This is a genomic window from Mesorhizobium sp. P2_D5 (assembly GCF_056404355.1).
In genome coordinates this window covers 539525-557157 of the sequence record NZ_JBFUEE010000002.1, presented here as the reverse complement: position 1 = coordinate 557157, position 17633 = coordinate 539525, and the positions used below count along the sequence as shown (strand labels likewise).

The 17633-nt window shown below is 63.4% G+C and carries 12 protein-coding genes; 4 read left to right on the top strand and 8 right to left on the bottom strand.

The window, feature by feature from the left end:
* Nucleotides 1-33: 33 nt before the first annotated feature.
* The 4 genes from AC1DYW_RS09360 to AC1DYW_RS09345 all read right to left on the bottom strand — a co-directional run bounded on the left by AC1DYW_RS09360 (nucleotide 34) and on the right by AC1DYW_RS09345 (nucleotide 7023).
* Nucleotides 34-3180, bottom strand: a complete 3147-nt coding sequence (locus AC1DYW_RS09360) for an efflux RND transporter permease subunit (protein ID WP_477225939.1) — start codon at nucleotides 3178-3180, stop codon at nucleotides 34-36.
* Between the two features lie 204 nt (nucleotides 3181-3384).
* Nucleotides 3385-4533 carry an efflux RND transporter periplasmic adaptor subunit gene (locus tag AC1DYW_RS09355; RefSeq protein WP_477225938.1) on the bottom strand — a complete coding sequence of 383 codons (1149 nt, stop codon included), beginning with the start codon at nucleotides 4531-4533 and terminating at the stop codon, nucleotides 3385-3387.
* A 53-nt stretch (nucleotides 4534-4586) separates the two neighbouring features.
* Entirely contained in the window at nucleotides 4587-5195 is a 609-nt protein-coding gene (locus AC1DYW_RS09350) for a TetR/AcrR family transcriptional regulator (protein ID WP_457150321.1), read from the bottom strand.
* Between the two features lie 187 nt (nucleotides 5196-5382).
* Nucleotides 5383-7023, bottom strand: a complete 1641-nt coding sequence (locus AC1DYW_RS09345; protein WP_477225937.1) for an acyl-CoA synthetase — start codon at nucleotides 7021-7023, stop codon at nucleotides 5383-5385.
* A gap of 191 nt (nucleotides 7024-7214) precedes the next feature.
* On the opposite strand from AC1DYW_RS09345, the gene AC1DYW_RS09340 reads away from it, so the two are divergent.
* Nucleotides 7215-8180: a sugar-binding transcriptional regulator gene (locus AC1DYW_RS09340; RefSeq protein ID WP_457150319.1), complete on the top strand. Its 966-nt coding sequence runs from the start codon at nucleotides 7215-7217 to the stop codon at nucleotides 8178-8180.
* A gap of 92 nt (nucleotides 8181-8272) precedes the next feature.
* The gene (locus tag AC1DYW_RS09335) at nucleotides 8273-10327 is read left to right on the top strand and encodes a bifunctional aldolase/short-chain dehydrogenase (RefSeq protein WP_477225936.1); all 2055 of its coding nucleotides are present in this window, start codon (nucleotides 8273-8275) and stop codon (nucleotides 10325-10327) included.
* 41 nt (nucleotides 10328-10368) lie between these two features.
* Here AC1DYW_RS09335 and AC1DYW_RS09330 read toward each other — a convergent pair whose 3' ends face one another.
* From AC1DYW_RS09330 to AC1DYW_RS09315, 4 genes are all read right to left on the bottom strand, one after another.
* On the bottom strand, nucleotides 10369-11217 hold the full coding sequence (locus tag AC1DYW_RS09330) for an acyl-CoA thioester hydrolase/BAAT C-terminal domain-containing protein (protein ID WP_457150318.1): 849 nt from the start codon (nucleotides 11215-11217) through the stop codon (nucleotides 10369-10371).
* Nucleotides 11218-11359: 142 nt separating this feature from the next.
* Nucleotides 11360-12412 (bottom strand): substrate-binding domain-containing protein, encoded by a 1053-nt coding sequence (locus tag AC1DYW_RS09325; RefSeq protein WP_477225935.1) that lies wholly within the window; start codon nucleotides 12410-12412, stop codon nucleotides 11360-11362.
* A 49-nt stretch (nucleotides 12413-12461) separates the two neighbouring features.
* Nucleotides 12462-13457 carry an ABC transporter permease gene (locus AC1DYW_RS09320; RefSeq protein WP_095088174.1) on the bottom strand — a complete coding sequence of 332 codons (996 nt, stop codon included), beginning with the start codon at nucleotides 13455-13457 and terminating at the stop codon, nucleotides 12462-12464.
* 79 nt (nucleotides 13458-13536) lie between these two features.
* Complete coding sequence (locus AC1DYW_RS09315) at nucleotides 13537-15048, bottom strand: sugar ABC transporter ATP-binding protein (RefSeq protein WP_477225934.1); 1512 nt, start codon at nucleotides 15046-15048, stop codon at nucleotides 13537-13539.
* 135 nt (nucleotides 15049-15183) lie between these two features.
* Here AC1DYW_RS09315 and mtnK point away from each other — a divergent pair, with 135 nt between their 5' ends.
* Nucleotides 15184-16455 (top strand): S-methyl-5-thioribose kinase, encoded by a 1272-nt coding sequence (gene mtnK, locus AC1DYW_RS09310; protein WP_477225933.1) that lies wholly within the window; start codon nucleotides 15184-15186, stop codon nucleotides 16453-16455.
* Nucleotides 16452-17546 carry an S-methyl-5-thioribose-1-phosphate isomerase gene (gene mtnA, locus AC1DYW_RS09305; RefSeq protein WP_477225932.1) on the top strand — a complete coding sequence of 365 codons (1095 nt, stop codon included), beginning with the start codon at nucleotides 16452-16454 and terminating at the stop codon, nucleotides 17544-17546. The genes mtnK and mtnA overlap by 4 nt, the downstream gene beginning before the upstream one ends.
* The last annotated feature ends 87 nt before the right edge of the window (nucleotides 17547-17633 follow it).

Below are 17633 nucleotides of genomic sequence, written 5' to 3'. Positions count from 1 at the left end.
CGCGCCCGATCCTTTTCAACTGGCGTAGTCGATCTATTCGGCAGCCAGCGCCAGTTGTGGCCTCTCGGCTTCCGGGATCAGGTCCAGATCGTCGATCCGCCCCTCCGCCCCGCGCTTCTTGAGTTCCTTGCCGAAGAACAGGGCGTAGCCCGCCGGCAGCACCAGGATGGTCAGCACGGTGGCAACCAGGATGCCGCCCATCATGGCGTAGGCGAGCGGCCCCCAGAAGACGGCCCGTGAGATCGGGATCAGCGCCAGCACCGCCGTCAAAGCGGTCAGCGTGATCGGCCGGAAACGGCGCACGGCCGAGCCGATGATCGCTTCGGATCGCTCCATGCCCGCAGCTATGTCCTGGTCGATCTGGTCGACCAGAATGATCGAGTTGCGCATGATGATGCCAAGCAGCGCGATGACGCCGAGGATGGCGACGAAGCCGAACGGCGCGCCGCTGATCAGAAGGGCCGAGGCAGCACCGATGATGCCGAGCGGGCCGGTCGCCAGCACCAGCATCGCCTTGCCGAAATTCTGCAGCTGGATCATCAAGAGCACGACGATGATGGCCAGCATGATCGGCGCCTTGGCGGCGATCGAAGCCTGGCTTTCGGCCGAATCCTCGGCACCGCCCTGGATCTCGATCTTGTAGCCAGGTGCCAGCCCATCGCGCAGACCCTGCATGTCCTTGTACAACTTGGTGACGACGTCGTTGGACTGCACGCCGTCGGGCAGCGTTGCCCGCACGCTGATGGTCGGCAAGCGGTTACGCCGCCATTCGATGCCTTGCTCCAGCACCGGCACCACCTTTGCGACCTGCGACAGAGGCACGAAGCCGCCGAAATCGGTCGGGATATAGACGGAGTCGACCGAAGACAGCAGGCTGCGGCTGGCATCCGGTTCGCGGGCGACGATGGAGACCGTCTCCTCGCCGTCTCGGAAATCGTCGAGCGGCGCGCCGGACATGGTCGCCTGCAGCATCTGGCGGATGCGCTGCGAGGTCACGCCAAGCGCACGGGCGCGATCCTGGTCGATGACCAGCTTCATCGCCGGCACCGGCTCGAGCCAATCGTCATGGACGGCGCCAAGCAGCGGATCTTCGCGGAACTTGGCCTTCACCTGGTCCGCGATGCGGCGCACCTCCTGGCGGTCCGGGCCCATGACACGCATCTGCACCGGCCAGCCGGTCGGCGGGCCGAGGAACAGGCGGTCGACCTTGGCGCGGATCGACGGGAAGTCCTCGGCCAGGACGGTGCGCAGCTTAACGATCAGCCGTTCGCGGGCCGGCTCGTCATTGGCCATCACCAGAAGTTGGGCGAAGTTCGGATTGCTCAGCTGCTGGTCGAGCGGCAGGAAGAAGCGCGGCGCGCCTTCGCCGATATAGGTGGCGATGAAGCGCTTGTCCTTGTCGTCCATCATCTTGGCTTCAAGCGCCTTGGCCTGCACCTCGACTTCCTTGATGCTGGTGCCCTCCGGCAGCCAGAGATCGACGAGGATTTCCGGCCGCGACGATTGCGGGAAGAAGTTCTGCGGGATGAACTGGAACGCCCACAGGCTGGTGCCGAAGGTCACCAGGGTCATGACGAGCACGATGATGCGGTGGCGCACGGCCCAGCCGACGGTCGACCGCAGCCGGCGATAAAAGCGCGTATCGAAGACGTCGTGATGACTGCCAGCATGCTTGCGCTGCTTGAGGATCATGTAGCCGAGCCACGGCGTGAAATAGACCGCGACGAACCACGAGACGATCAACGCGATGCCGACGACATAAAACAGCGTGCGCACATATTCGCCGGCCGTCGAGGCGGCGAAGCCGACCGGGATGAAGCCGGCGGTGGTGATGAGCGTGCCGGTCAGCATCGGGAAGGCGGTCGAGGAATAGGCGAAGCTCGCCGCCTCGATCTTGACCAGCCCCTCCTCCAGCTTGCGCTCCATCATCTCGACAACGATCATGGCGTCGTCGACGAGCAGGCCGAGCGCGATGATCAGCGCTCCGAGCGAGATGCGCTGCAGGTCGATGCCGAGTTCGTACATGATGGCGAAAGTGGCGGCCAGCACCAGTGGAATCGCGATGGCGATGACCAGGCCGGAACGCCAGCCGATCGACAGGAACGAGACGACGAGCACGATCAGCAGCGCTTCGCCGAGCGCGTGCATGAATTCGGCGACAGCATCGGTGACGACACCCGGCTGGTCGGAGATCTGGTCGACCGAAACGCCATAGGGCAGCGCCTCTTCAAAGCGCTTGTAGGTTGCCTCGACCTCCTTGCCGACATCGGTGACCTTGAAGCCCTTGGCCATGACGACGCCAAGCTGCACGCTGTCATGACCGTTGAAGCGGTATTTGCGCTGGAAAGGATCTTCCAGCCCCGACGTCACCGTGGCGATGTCGCCGAGCCGGGTGACCTGGCCGCCGGCGCGCAAGCGCAGGTTGCGGATATCCTCGACCTTGCTGACGTCGCCCTCGACCGAAATGCGCACCGAGTTGGTGCCGGTGTCGACGGAGCCGGCCGCGTCGACATTGTTCTGTCCCTTGATCGCGTTCTGCAGATCGGTCAGCGTCAGGCCGCGTTCGGAGAGCGCCTTGGAGGAGATGTCGATATTGAGCTTTTCCGGCTGGTCGCCGATGATGGCGGCCTTCTCGACGCCGGGCGTGGTCAAAAGCATGTCGCGCGCCTGGATGGCGAACTTCTTCAGCTCGGGATAGCTGAAGCCATCGCCGCTGATCGAATGCAGCGTGATGAAGGTGTCACCGAATTCATCGTTGAAATACGGGCCGAGCAGGCCTTGCGGCAGATCGCCAGCAATATCGCCGACCTTCTTGCGCACCTGATAGAAGGCGTCCGCCACCTCGGCGGCGTTGGTGTCGCCCTTGATCTGGACCGTGATGATGGCGCTACCGGCGCGCGTGAACGAGCGCACGAAATCGAGATGCGGCGTTTCCTGCAGCTTGCGTTCGATCTTGTTGACGACCTGGTCTTCCATCTCCTGGATCGAGGAGCCGGGCCAGATCGCCTGGACGACCATCACCCGGAAGGTGAAATCGGGATCTTCCTTCTGGCCCATGCGCATCAGGCCGAGCGCACCGGCAATAATGATCAGGCCGAACAGGAACCGGGCAATGGAGGGATGGCCGATTGCCCAGCGCGACAGGTTGAAGGGCCGCTTCTCGTCCGTGGAATTGGTCATCGATGCAGGTCCATCTATCTAGCGCAACAAGTTCGCGGTTCGGTGGTGGCTTCCGGGCGGCAAGGCTCTCCGAGCGGAGAACACTCATCGCGGTTGGGGACGCGAAAATTGATGCGCGGGGGGTCGCATCAATCGAGCGCCTCGGTTCGAGCGTTTGCCGCCCGGAAACCAGCGGCTGCGGGAACGCGCAGCCGGTGTCTGTCGTCAGCGCACCTGCCTGGTGTCGCTGTCATCGCCGGCCGCGGAAGCAGATTGCAGCACCGTGTCGGCGGCAAGTTTCACTTTCAGGTTCTCGGTCATGAACTGCGTGCCGGCAGCGACCACGACATCGCCGGGCTGCAATCCCTCGGCGACCCGCACGCCATCGGCGGCGAACTTGGCGACCTTGACCGGGCGGGCGTGGACGGTGTCGGCGCCGCGATCGACGGTCCAGACGATTGACTGGCTGTCTTGCTTGGCCAGCGCGCTCAGCGGGATCGAAACGAGCTGCCGCTCATTGGTCGCCGATGCTTCGATGCTGGCGGTCATGCCGAGCAGCACGCGCGGATCGTTGGGCAGGCTGACGCGAACGGCAAAGGTGCGCGACTGCGGATCGGCGCTGCCGGCGACTTCGCGGACCTTGCCCTCGAGCGTGAGTGCATCGTCGGACCAGAAGCCCGCCTTTACGATCTTGCCCGGCTTGAACTCGGCGATTTCCATTTCCGGAACCGCGATCAGCACTTCTTTTTCGCCGTCGACCGCGACGGTGACAACCGGCGTGCCAGAGCCAACCACCTGGCCGACATCGGCGCTGACGGCGGTGACGATGCCCTCCCTGTCGGCCTTGAGGTCGGTGTAGCCGGCCTGGTTCTTGGCCTGGTCGAGCGACGAACGAGCGGAATCGCGGGTGGCGACCGCCTGGTCATAGCTGAGCGTCGCCTGTTCGAGCTGCGATTTCGGTGCAAAATTCTTGGCAAAAAGCTGCTCGGCGCGCTTGCGGGCAAGCTCAACCGTCTCGACCTGCCGCTCGGCGGCATCGAGCGCTGCCTGAGCGCTTTTGACCGAAAGGTCGTAATCGATGGGATCGATGCGGGCGAGCACATCGCCCGAGGCCACGTGCTGACCGATGTCGACAAGGCGCTCCGTGATCTTACCGTTGACCCGGAACGCCAGGGCGCTTTCGGTGCGGGCCCGCACCGAACCGGAATAGGAGAGCGTGCGGGTTTCATGCGCCTGGGCGATCTCGACGACCTTGACCGGGCGGATGATGTCCTTGACCTCGGCTTTCTCCTGCGAGCAGCCGGCAAGCCCGAGCGCCGCGACGATCAGGCCGGCGGCCGGCAGCTTGCGAAGGATGGAACGGGACAAAGACATCTTGCTACTCCGACTGGGAGATGAATGGTCGACACCGGCACCAGAGTGCGGCGCTATTTCAAGGCCTTGACTGCATAGTCGATGAGGTCGTCGGGCATCGCCCGATTGGTCTTGGCCAGACACTGCGCCACCATCTGCGGATGGCATAGGATAACTGTGGCGGCGCCGAAGCAGCGCGAGGCGATCACCGGATCCTGCTCCCTGAACTCACCGGCCTCGATACCATCGCGGATGACCTCCGCGAACAGATCATGGATGCTGTCGACGTGCTTGTCGATGACGCCCCAATCGCGTTCGAGCGCGACGATCACCATTTCATGGACCTTCTGCTCGTCGAGCATGACCTCCATTGTCATCTTGTACTGCGCATGTACGTAGCGCCGAAGCCGCTCCTCGGCGCTGATCGGCAGGTGGCAAATCTCGTAGGCCATCTTGTAGCTGGCACCGAGCATCCTGCCGCAGACGGCCTGGTGGATTTCGACCTTGGTGGCGAAGAAGCGGTAGATATTGGCCGGCGACATGCCGAGTTCACGGGCGATGTCGGCGACATTGGTCTTGCCGTAACCGTAGTGCCGGAACAGGCGCTCGGCGCAGTCGAGAATGCGCGTCACATTTTCCTGTCGGGCGACGTCGGCGGCGACTATGTTGGCGGCTTCGGACATGGGTCTCTTTGTTTACGACTGACGAATTTCAATTTTCGTCAGTCGTAAATCGAAATGGCCGACCTGTCAACGCGAAATCGATGTACGCGTACGATTGGTGACAGCTGGTGACATCCAACAGACGTCACTAGGCGGCCCGAGGATTCGGACCATTGAAAATAATTTCGCGAGAGGGCTGCCCGAGACGTCAGGCGACCTTGGCCATTTCCCGCAGCCGGAACTTCTGGATCTTGCCGGTCGAGGTCTTCGGGATTTCGGCGAAGATCACCGCTTTCGGCACCTTGAAGCGGGCAAGCAGTGCGCGGCAGTGCTCGATGATCTCGGCCTCGGTCGCCGCCTTGCCCGGCTTCAGTTCGACATAGGCGACCGGCACCTCGCCCCATTTGTCATCGGCCCTGGCGACGACGCCGCAAGAGGCTACAGAGGGGTGCTTGTAGAGCGCATCCTCGACCTCGATCGAGGAGATGTTCTCGCCGCCCGAGATGATGATGTCCTTGGAACGGTCCTTGAGCTGGATATAGCCGTCGGCATGCATGACGCCGAGATCGCCGGAGTGGAACCAGCCGCCGGCAAAGGCTTCGTCGCTCGCCTTGCGGTTCTTGAGATAGCCCTTCATGACGATGTTGCCGCGGAACATGACCTCGCCGATGGTCTCGCCATCCGCCGGCGTCGTCCGCATTGTCTCGGGATCCATGACGGTCAGGCCTTCGAGCGCTGCATAGCGCACACCCTGCCGCGCCTTTTTGACACTGCGCTCGCCCTTTTCGAGATTGTCCCAGGCGCCGTGCCATTCGTTGACGACCGCCGGGCCATAGGTTTCGGTCAATCCGTAGAGATGGGTGACGGCAAAGCCGGCATCGGCCATGCCCGACAACACGGCCTCCGGTGGCGGGGCAGCCGCGGTGTTGAAGGTGACGGTCTGCGCGAATTCGCGCTTGTCCTCGTCCTTCGCATTGATCAGCACCGACATGACGACCGGCGCGCCGCACAGATGGGTGACGCCGTGGTCGGCAATCGCATCGTAGATCGGCTTCGGCCGCACCCAGCGCAGGCAGACATGGGTGCCGGCCTGGACGGCGAGCGTCCATGGAAAGCACCAGCCATTGCAGTGGAACATCGGCAGCGTCCAAAGATAGACGGCGTGCTTGGCCATGCCGGCATGGATGGTGTTGGTGTAGGCCATGAGGGCAGCACCCCGGTGGTGGTAGACGACGCCCTTCGGATTGCCAGTGGTGCCGGAGGTGTAGTTAAGCGAAATGGCGTCCCACTCATCGTCGGGCATCGACCAGGCGAAGTCCTCGTCGCCGCTTGCGATGAAATCCTCGTAGTCTGATGTGCCTATGCGCTCGCCCTTCGGATACGGCGCGTCGGCGGCGTAGTCGGGATCGTCATAGTCGATGACCAGCGGCTTGACCTTGGCCAGTTCCAGGGCCTGCTTGACGACGCTGGAGAACTCGCGATCGACGATCAGTATCTTGCTCTCGGCATGATCGAGCTGGAAGGCGATGACGGCGGCATCGAGGCGGGTGTTGAGTGAGTGCAGCACCGCCCTGGTCATCGGCACGCCGAAATGCGCTTCCAGCATCGGCGGCGTGTTGGACAGCATGACGGTGACGGTGTCGCCCTTGCCGATGCCGCGCTTCTGAAGGGCCGAGCCAAGCTTCAACGACCGGCGCCAGAAGGTGCGATAGTCGATGCGCTGGCGGCCATGGATGATGGCGACATGGTCGGGATAGGTCTTTGCCGCGCGCTCCAGATAGGTGAGCGGCGTCAGCGGCTGGTGGTTGGCCGCGTTCTTGTCGAGATCCTGTTCGTAAGGATTGCCCATCCCGTCCTCCCCGAGTTTCTTCTTTGAGATGTTCTAATCACAGGCTCGGGCCGCGTCACCACCAACGATGCCGCGATAGAGCGCATTTGGCACAATGATGATCTAGATTCAGCGGATGAAAAGGCATCGTATACCTTGGCCTGGTTTGACTTTTGTCGAAGGCCGTGAATAATGTCAGCCGAGGAGACGGCATGGCGATCCGACCGGCAGAACAGCTCATCCACAAGGCCGCCTGGCTCTACTACGCCCATGGCCTGCGACAGGACCAGGTGGCGAGCCAGCTTAACATTTCCCGTGCCTCGGTCGCCATGTATCTGCGCAAGGCGCGCGAGACCGGCATCGTCAACATCTCGACCTCGACCCAGCTTTTCACCGACGATGTGCTCGCGCGCAAGCTCGAGGATGCGCTAGGCCTCGACGCCGTCTGGATCGCGCCGGAGAACGACCATATCGCCGATCCGTCGACGGAAATCGCCGTGCTGGCGGCAAGCGTCTTTCTCGAACTGGTCAAGAAGGGCGACCGCATCGGCGTCGCCTGGGGCCGCACCGTCTACATGATCGCCGATATCATGTCCTATGCCGACCTGCAGGATGTCACCGTGGTGCAGCTCTGCGGCAATCTCGGCGCGCCCTATTCCTACCGGCCAGACCAATGCACGATGGAAATCGCGCGGCGGCTCAACGCCAAGGGCCTCAACTTCTACGCCCCGCTGGTGCTGTCGACGGAAGAGCTGGCGCGCGCGTTGCGCGCCGAACCAGTGATCCGCGAGCAATTGTCGGGCGTCGGTGAATGCGATTTGGCGCTGTACTCGGTCGGTGCTGTCGACGCCGACAGCCATCTGGTCAAATGCGGTGCGCTGACATCAGGCGAAATGGCGGAGCTGCGCAGCCGAGGTGCTGCCGGCGTCATTGCCGGGCAGATCATCGACGCTGACGGCAAGGTGCTCGACTGCAGCTACAACCGCCGGGTGATCTCGGCCGAGCTTGCCTCGCTGCGCGCCATCGCCAGGCGCCTGATGGTCGTGCAGGAGGACAGCAAGTTCGAACCGCTGCTTGCGGCGATCGCCGGCGGACTTTGCACGCATTTGGTGGTCGGCGCGCGCATGGCGCAGAGGCTGCTGGATCACGCGGCTGCCACGACAGAAAAGGCCTCCTAGGAAAACACATATTTCCGCCGCCGGCGCATTGTCATCAAAGCGTCGCGGCATTCCTGTTTCACCATCAAAGACAACAACCGGACGAAGCGAACATGAAGAACCTGTGGAACGACGACGCAGCCGAAAAACTCGTTGCCGACTATGCAAAAAAGGGTGTCGGCCGCGACCTGGCGCTGCGCGTCTACACGACGCGGCTGCTGGGCGGCGAGCCACGGCTGGTCCTGCATGGCGGCGGCAACACGTCGTGCAAGACGACGGCGACCGATCTCGTCGGCGACCAGTGGGACGTGCTGTGCGTCAAGGGCAGCGGCTGGGACATGGGTGTCATCGAGCCGCAGGGCCTGCCGGCGGTCAAGCTGAAGCCGCTGCTCAAGGCCCGCACACTGAACAGATTGGCCGACGAGGACATGGTTGCCCTGCAACGCGCCAACCTCATCGACCCGTCCTCGCCCAACCCTTCGGTGGAGACGCTGCTGCATGCCTTCCTGCCGCATAAATTCGTCGACCACACGCATTCGACCGCCATCCTGGCTATCGTCGACCAGGAGGACAGCAAACGGCTGGTGGAGACGGTGTTCGGTGCGAGGATGGGTTATGTGCCCTACATCATGCCCGGCTTCGACCTCGCCAAGGCGGCGGCCGACATCTTTGACGCCGATCCGTCGGTCGAGGGCCTGATCCTCGACAAGCATGGCATCTTCACCTTCGGCGACGACGCCAGGCAGGCCTACGACCGGATGATCCACTATGTGAATGTCGCCGAGGAGTACGTCGCTAGGAATGCCAAGCCGACAGCGGCAAAGGCAGCATTGCCGGCAAAGCTCGCGACACCGGCGGCTATCGCACCGACGCTGCGGGGGGCTGTGGCCGTAGCACGCGGCGAAGGCCGTTTCGACCGCATGATCAGCGACTTCCGCACCTCGGAGGCGATCGTCGATTTCATCAATTCAGCTGAGATCGCCGACTATGCCGGGCGCGGCGTGTCGACGCCCGATCTGTCGATCCGCATCAAGACCGGGCCGATGGCACTGCCGGCGCCCGATGCCGACAAGGTCGGCGACTACAAGGCCGTGATCAAGGATCACGTCCAAGCCTTCGCCAGGGACTACCGCGCCTATTTCGAAACCAATGATGCGCTCGACGACGTCAAGCGCACCATGCTCGACCAGATGCCGCGCCTGACGCTAGTGCCGGGCCTCGGCATGTTCGGCCATGGCCGCACGCTGAAGGATGCGAAGATCGCTTCGGATGTCGGCGAGATGTGGATCGAGGCGGTGCGCGGCGCCGAGGCGGTCGGCCGGTTTCATCCGCTCTCCAAGGCCGACCTGTTCCCGCTCGAATACTGGTCGCTGGAACAGGCCAAGCTCGCTTCCAACAAGCCGAAGCCGCTGACCGGCCAGGTGGTGCTGATCACCGGCGGTGCCGGCGCGATCGGTGCGGCGACGGCCAGGCTGTTCGCCGACAACGGCGCCCATGCCGTTGTTGTCGATCTCGATGCCGAAAAGGCAGCCGAGGCGGCGAAGAAGGCCGGCAACAACTCGATCGGCTTCGCCGCTGACATCACCGACCCGGCACAGGTGCGTGCCGCCTTCGACAAGGCGGTCGCCGTCTTCGGCGGCGTCGACATCGTGGTTTCCAATGCCGGTGCTGCCCGGGAAGGCCGGATCGGCGAGCTCGACGATGCGCTTTTGCGCAGGAGTTTCGAGCTTAATTTCTTCGCCCACCAGTCGGTGGCGCAGAATGCCGTGCGCATCATGCTCGAACAGGGAACCGGCGGCGTCCTTCTGTTCAACACCTCCAAGCAGGCGGTCAATCCCGGTCCGAAGTTCGGCGCCTATGGCGTGCCGAAGGCGGCGACGCTGTTCCTGTCCAGGCAGTACGCGCTCGACTATGGCGCGTATGGCATCCGTTCGAACGCCGTCAACGCCGACCGCATCCGCTCGGGTCTTTTGACCGACGCCATGATTGCCAGCCGCTCCGGCGCTCGCGGCGTCTCGGAGAAGGACTACATGTCCGGCAATCTGCTCGGCCAGGAAGTGACGGCGCAGGACGTGGCGCAGGCCTTCCTGCACCACGCACTGGCTGATCGCACCACCGCCGATGTGACGACGGTCGACGGCGGCAACATCGCGGCGGCGATGCGGTAGGCGGAAGCGATCGAAACAGGCATGCAGGCATCCGTGAACTGCTACCACAGCAGCTCACGGATGCCTTCCCAAGCCTTTTTGCCCAGCTCTGAATCGGCCTCGTCGTTGCCGCCGTGCGCATGTAATGCGGATCGTGGTGTATTTTCGCCTGGCAACAGGATGCGGTGACCCGCATCCGGCGACGAAACCAGATGCGTGACCTTGCCTGCTTCGCCGCACCGCCGGGCGATATCTGTCGCGAACGATAGGGAGGGCCACAGCGCATCGTCGCCACCCGCGACAAGCAGAACCTCGGCTGACGCGGTCTCAACGGGGATGGCTGCCGCTTTTGCCTCCCGCTCAAAGGTTTTCAGGCAGCGTTCGAAAAGCCCCCTGTAAGCGACCAGGCCATCCACATGCTCTGGTGTCCAGTCTGGATCTGTCGGCACAAACGGCAGGGGAATACCGTTGAGCGACCATGAGGATCGTTCAGGCCAGCTGACGCCATCCCGGCCCGCACCGATATTTCCCCAAACCACGGATGATGGGCCGATAGCGACCACGGCGTTGATCCGCTGGTCGTGGACCGCCGCGAGCAATGAAGCCTCGGCACCCTTGGATGTGCCGACATAGACGATGCGACGGCAACCTGTTTCAAGGAGACAGTCGGTTGCGGCAAAGAACGTTTCGAGGGGAACCTCGCAGATTCCGGGAACCTGGCCCTCACCGCCAAACCATTGCAGCGCCAGGGCTGACTGACCCTCGTTTGCAAAGAGCCTCGCGCGCCCAACATCGACACGGCCACTCGATCCACCCAACACCACGACGCCCGTGGTAGCCCGCGTGCATCGAAACAATCTTCCGGTGACAGTGCCGGACAGGTTTTCCTCGACTACCGCCTGCGCTTCCATCCTGAACCGACACTTTCGCGGCTGATTTTTCCAGCATCGCAAAACCGGCGTTTTCGGCAAGCCGGTTGTGCCAGGACCTTCGACAAAAAAGCCGCCTGCAACAAGCTGCTGCAGGCGGCTAGCGGTTCCAAGTTTGCGAAAACTACTTGGCGTTCGGGTTCGGCATCCAGGCCGGCATCGCGACATCGGCATGGGCGAACTGCGGCAGCTTGGCCGAGAGGTCCTCCATGTTCTTGATGTCCTTGTCGACGAGGTCCTTCTGGGTGATCAGCGTCGGCGGCACGACGACGTTGTGGCCGGGGTCTTCGCCGGCGAGCAGCTGTGCCAGCGCGCGCACCGAGACCTGGCCGACGACGGCCGGATTGGTGGCGGCGGTTGCCGCCCAGGCGCTGTCGGGCTCACGCATCGCGGCAATATCCGACGTCGAGATGTCGGCCGAGTAGATCTTGATGCCCTTGTTCAATCCCGCCTCGTCGACGGCGATCTTCACGCCCTTGGCGAATTCGTCATAGGGGGCAAACATCACCTTGATGTCGGGGTGGGCCGACAGCACAGAACGCGCCTGGTTGGCGACGGAGTTGGCGATCGGATTGTCGAGCGTGCCGAACATCGCGACTTCGCTGATGCCGGCATGCTTCTTCTTGACGTCGACCCAGGTCTCGTTGCGGCGGTCGAGCGGCGCGATGCCGGCGACATAGACATAGCCGGCCTTCCAGCTCTCGCCATTGTCCTTGACCGCCTGCTCGAGAGCGAGGCGCGCGAGGTCGCGGTCGGACTGTTCGACCTGCGGGATCTTGGGGTTTTCGACATTGACGTCGAAAGCCACCACCTTGATGCCGGCGTCGACCGCTCGCTGGGCGGCGTCCTTCATCGATTCCGTCAGGCCGTGCTGGATGATGATGCCTTGCACGCCAAGCGCGATCGCCTGGTCGACCATGTCGGATTGAAGGGCAGCGTCCTGTCGGCTGTCGAGCACGCGCAGGTCGATGCCGAGTGCCTTCGACTGCGCCTCGACGCCCGAGAGATAGGCCTGGAAGAAGTCGCCGGTCGAGAGATAGCGCACCAGCGCGATCTTGACGCCGGGCTTGTCGAAAGGCGCCGGCTTGTCCGCGGCCAGTGCCGGGAACTGCATCAGCATGGTTGCCCCGGCCAGCCCGAGTGCCACCTTCCCCAGAAGTCTTCTCGAAATGTTCACCTTGTTTCCTCCACTCTTGTTGAACCCAAAATCCCTATCCGGCCGAAAGCTATCTCCTGCCCCTGCCCGAAAGGGCAAAGGTGAAGACAAGGGCGACGACCAGAACCACGCCCTTGACGAAATCCTGCGTGTAGTAAGGCGCGTTCATCATCGTCAGGCCTTGCAGCAAGATGCCGACGAACAGCGCGCCGACGGCGGTGCCGAAGGCGTTCGGCTTGGCGGCGCCAAGCACCGCGTAGCCGATGAGCGCCGCGGCGACAGCGTCGAGCAGCAGATTATTACCCGAGGCGATGTCGCCGCGTCCAAGTCGGGCGGCGAGCAAAATGCCGCCGATCGAGGCAAAAACTCCTGAAATAACGTAGGCCCAGATCTTGTATGCCTTGACAGGCGCGCCGGCGAGTTCGGCGGCACGTTCATTGCTGCCGACCGCATACATCATGCGCCCGAAACGCGTGTATTCGAGGAAGAACCAGATCAGCACGGCGAGCACGAGCAGCACCACCACCGACACCGGAATGAGGTTCGGGATGAAGAAATCGAAGCGGTGGCGGCCAAGCGCCAGGAAAGCGTCGCTGAACTTGCCATTGGCGACCGAACCGTCCGGCATGGTCATGCCGGTGGCGATCGAGCGGCCTTCGGTCGGGATGCGCTGCAGGCCGACCAGCAGGAACATCATGCCGAGCGTCGCCAGGAGATCGGGCACGCGCATATAGACGATCAGCCAGCCATTGATGAGGCCGACAATGGCGCCGATGAGCAGGCAGACGACGACCGCGACGAGAGCGTTCTGCTCCAGCACCACCATGACATAGGCCGCCGCCATCATGGCTGATGTGGCAACCGAGCCGATCGACAGGTCAAAGCCGCCGACGACGAGCGTGGCGGTGACGCCGAGCGCCAGCACGCCGGTGATGGCGACCGACTGGAAGATGAAGACGGCACTTTGCGGCGAAACGAAACCGTCGGCGGCGATCGCGAAATAGGCGATCAAACCGAACAAAAGCACGATGAAGCCGTAGCGAATGGCATGGTCTCGCAACGTCATTCAGCGCCCTCGCGCGCCGCTGCGATTTCTACCCAACTCGAACCCATGGTCTCTCCATTCCAATTCCTTGCCGCCACGCTCAGGCGGCGCTGTGCAGCGGTCCGCCGGCGACCTCGGCCAGCAGGCGATCGAGATCGACATCGGCATTGCGATGCTCGCCGACGATGGTTTGTTCGGACATCACCAGGATGCGGTCGGCCGTCTCCAACGCCTCGTCGAGCTCGGTGACGAACAGCAGCGTGGCGCGGCCGTTTGCACTTGCCCTGAGCTTGGCGGCAATGTCGCGCCGGGCCGAAATGTCGACGCCCTGGAACGGCTCATCCAGAATGAACAGTCCGGCATCCTGCGCCATCCAGCGGGCGACCATCACCTTCTGCTGGTTGCCGCCGGAAAGTGCCGCCAGCTCGTCCTTCTCGGAGCGGCAGACGATGCCCAGTTCTTCGATCTGGCGGCGCGCGGTGCTGCGTTCCAGGCGGCGCCTGAGAACACCGAGGCGCGACATGCGCTTGTGGAACGGCAGGCTGATGTTTTCCTGAATATTGAAGCCGCTGACGATGCCGTTCTCGCCGCGGTCCTTGGCGACGAGGAACACGCCGGCGGCGATCGCCTCGCCTGTTGTTTCAGGCGCATAGGGCTTGCCGTTCAGCACCATGGTGCCACTGAGCGGCTTGCGCACGCCAAACAGCGTCTCGGCCAGCGCCGTCTTGCCAACGCCGACGAGGCCGGTGATGGCAACGACCTCGCCGTCGCCGAGCGTCAGCGAGATCGGCCTGGCGCCTTGCGCTATGCGCAGCCCTTCGATTGTCAGGATCGCCTTGGCCGAATGCCTGACGACGATCTGGTCGAGATGGATCTTGCGCCCGAGCATGGCGTTGACGGCGCCTTCATAGTCGAGCGGTTTCTTGTCGAAGACGCCTGAGATGACGCCGTCGCGCATCGAGACGATACGATCGGCAAGCCGCCGGATGTCAGACATGCGGTGAGAGATGTAGAGGATCGCGACGCCCTGCTCGCGCAGCCTGTCGATCAGCGCAAACAGCCGATCGGCTTCGGCGCTGGACAACGACGAGGTCGGCTCGTCGAGGATCAGCACTTTCGGCTGATGCGCCAAAGCGCGGGCTATCGCCACCATCTGGCGATCGGCCAGCGAAAGATCGCTGACGCGCGCTTTGAGATCGATGGCCAGCCCCATGCGGTCGGCGACGGCCTTTGCCTGGCGACACACGCGCGCCGGATTGAACAGGAACGAAGCACCGCTGCCGCTCAAGCGGTCGAGGGTCAAATTGGTGGCGACATCGAGATCGGCTACGACACCGTCATTGATGTTCTGGTGCACGGTGACGACGCCGGCGCGGATCGCCTCCGCCGGCGTGTTCGGCGCGAAGGCCTGTCCGGCGAGGCCCATCGTGCCGTCGCCGCGCTCATAGACGCCGCTGATGATCTTGACGAGGGTGGATTTGCCGGCGCCATTGGCGCCCATCAGCACCGTCACTTCGCCGGCATGCAGCTCCAGCGAGACGCCGCCAAGCACCTCGTTCTGGCCAAAGGATTTCCTCAGCCCCTCCGCGCGGAACACGGCATTGCCGACCATGCGTTCCTCCCTGACAAGACGCTATGGGCTACATCGGCAATTGTCAACACGATTGACAATTGCCAGATCGCTTCCTAGCTTGGCCCGGCCGCCATGCCTCCGTTATGTTCGGAGCGCATATGCGGGAGGATGACGATGACTGGAAAATTGCAGTTCGAAGCACTGTCGGTCGAGACGCTCCCGAGCCGTCTTGGCGACAACGCGGCGTTGCGCGCGCGGATCGGCAAGGACACGAGCGCGTGGAAGGTCCGCGAGGTCGGCGACGGCAATCTGAACCTGGTGTTCATCGTCGAAGGCGCCAGCGGGGCAGCGGTGGTCAAGCAGGCCCTGCCCTATGTCCGCCTGGTCGGCGACAGCTGGCCGCTGCCGCTGAAGCGCTCGTTCTTCGAATACCACGCGCTGACGCGGCAAGAAGCACGCGCGCCGGGCTCGGTGCCGGCGATCTACCATTTCGATGAAGGCCAGGCGCTGATCATCATGGAATATCTGTCGCCGCACATCATCCTGCGGCGGGCGCTGATCGAAGGCCGGCAGCTGCCGAACATTGCCAGGGATATCGGCCTGTTCATGGCCCGCACCCTGTTTCGCGGCTCCGACCTGCATATGGCAGCCAAGGACCGCAAGGCCGACCTGGCGCTGTTCGCCGACAATGTCGAACTCTGCGACATCACCGAGAACCTGGTGTTCTCGGACCCCTATTTCGACGCCAGGATGAACCGGCACACCAGCCCGCAATTGGACGGCCTCGTCGCGGAGCTGCGCGCCGATCGCGACCTCAAGGTCGAGGCGCAGCGGCTGAAGCACATATTCGCCGCCAATGCCGAAACGCTGCTGCATGGCGACCTGCATTCCGGCTCGATCATGGTCACCGACTCGCAGACGCGGATGATCGACCCCGAATTCGCCTTTTACGGCCCGATGGCGTTCGATGTCGGCATGCTGCTCGCCAATTTCTGGATGTCCTTCTTCTCGCAGCGGGGACACGAGCAGAGCGGCAAGCGCGACGCCATGCGCGCCTATCTGCTCGCGGTGACCGTCGAGACTTGGGTCGTGTTCCGTGCCGAGTTCTCGCATCTGTGGCGCACCGAGCGCACCGGCATGCTCTACCAGAAAAGCCTGTTCGAGGATCAGGGCGACAGGCTCGGCGCCGAGCAGGCGCTCGACCATGTGCTGCACCAGATCTGGACCGATCTGCTCGGCTTTGCCGGCATCGAGGTCCACCGGCGCATCCTCGGCCTCGCCCACAATGCCGATTTCGAGACCATTGCCGACGAGGATCTGCGCGCCAGTTGTGAGGCCAAGGCGCTGAAATTCGGCCGCCACCTCGCCGTCAACCGGCGCCAGATCCACAGCATCGACGAGGTCAACCACCTGGCCGCGCTGATTGAACAGGAGAGCAGCATTTGAACGTCGGCGACCGCCACTATCGCACCATCTGGCTGAGCGACGACGGGCGTTCGGTGGAGATCATCGACCAGCGCTGGCTGCCGCATGATTTCCGCGTCGAGAAGATCGACACCGTCACCGGCATCGCCACAGCGATCCGCGACATGTGGGTGCGCGGCGCGCCGCTGATTGGCGTCACCGCTGCCTATGGCGTCGCCATGCAGATGGCGAACGATCCATCGGATGCCGCACTTGATGCGGTCTGGGAGACTTTGCACGAGACGCGGCCGACGGCGATCAATCTGCGCTGGGCGCTGGACGAGATGCGGCGCTTCCTCAGGCCATTGCCAACAGAACAACGCGCCGAAGCCGCCTATCGGCGGGCCAGGGAAATCGCCGACGAGGATGTCGGCCTCAACCGCGCCATCGGCGAGAACGGTCTCGCCATCATCAAGGCGATCGCGGCGCGCAAGCCGAAGGGCGAACCGGTCAACATCCTGACCCACTGCAATGCCGGCTGGCTGGCGACCGTCGACTACGGCACCGCCACCGCGCCGATCTACCTGGCAACCGAGGCCGGCATTCCGGTCCACGTCTATGTCGACGAGACGCGGCCGCGCAACCAGGGCGCCCAGTTGACCGCCTGGGAGATGGCCGGCCATGGCGTGCCGCACACGCTGATCGTCGACAATGCCGGCGGCCATCTGATGCAACGCGGCGAAATCGACATGGTCATCGTCGGCACCGACCGCACCACTGCCGACGGCGATGTCTGCAACAAGATCGGCACCTATCTCAAGGCACTTGCCGCCGCCGACAATCATGTGCCGTTCTATGTCGCGCTGCCGTCGCCGACCATCGACTGGACGGTGCATGACGGGCTGGCCGATATACCGATCGAGCAGCGCTCGGCCGACGAGGTCTCGCTGGTCTGGGGCAAGACCGCTGCCGGCGAGATCGCCCAGGTGCGCATCTCGCCCGAGACGACACCCGCGGCGAACCCGGCCTTCGACGTGACGCCGGCGCGGCTGGTGACCGGCCTGATCACCGAACGCGGCGTCGCCAAGGCGTCGCGCGAGGGCCTGAAGGCGATGTTTCCCGAGCGCGGCTAAGACCGGACTTCGAATCCAACGCTAGAGCAGTTCACCGGCTCACGGAACCGGCAACCTGCTCTAACTCATTGTTTTTACACAATTCCC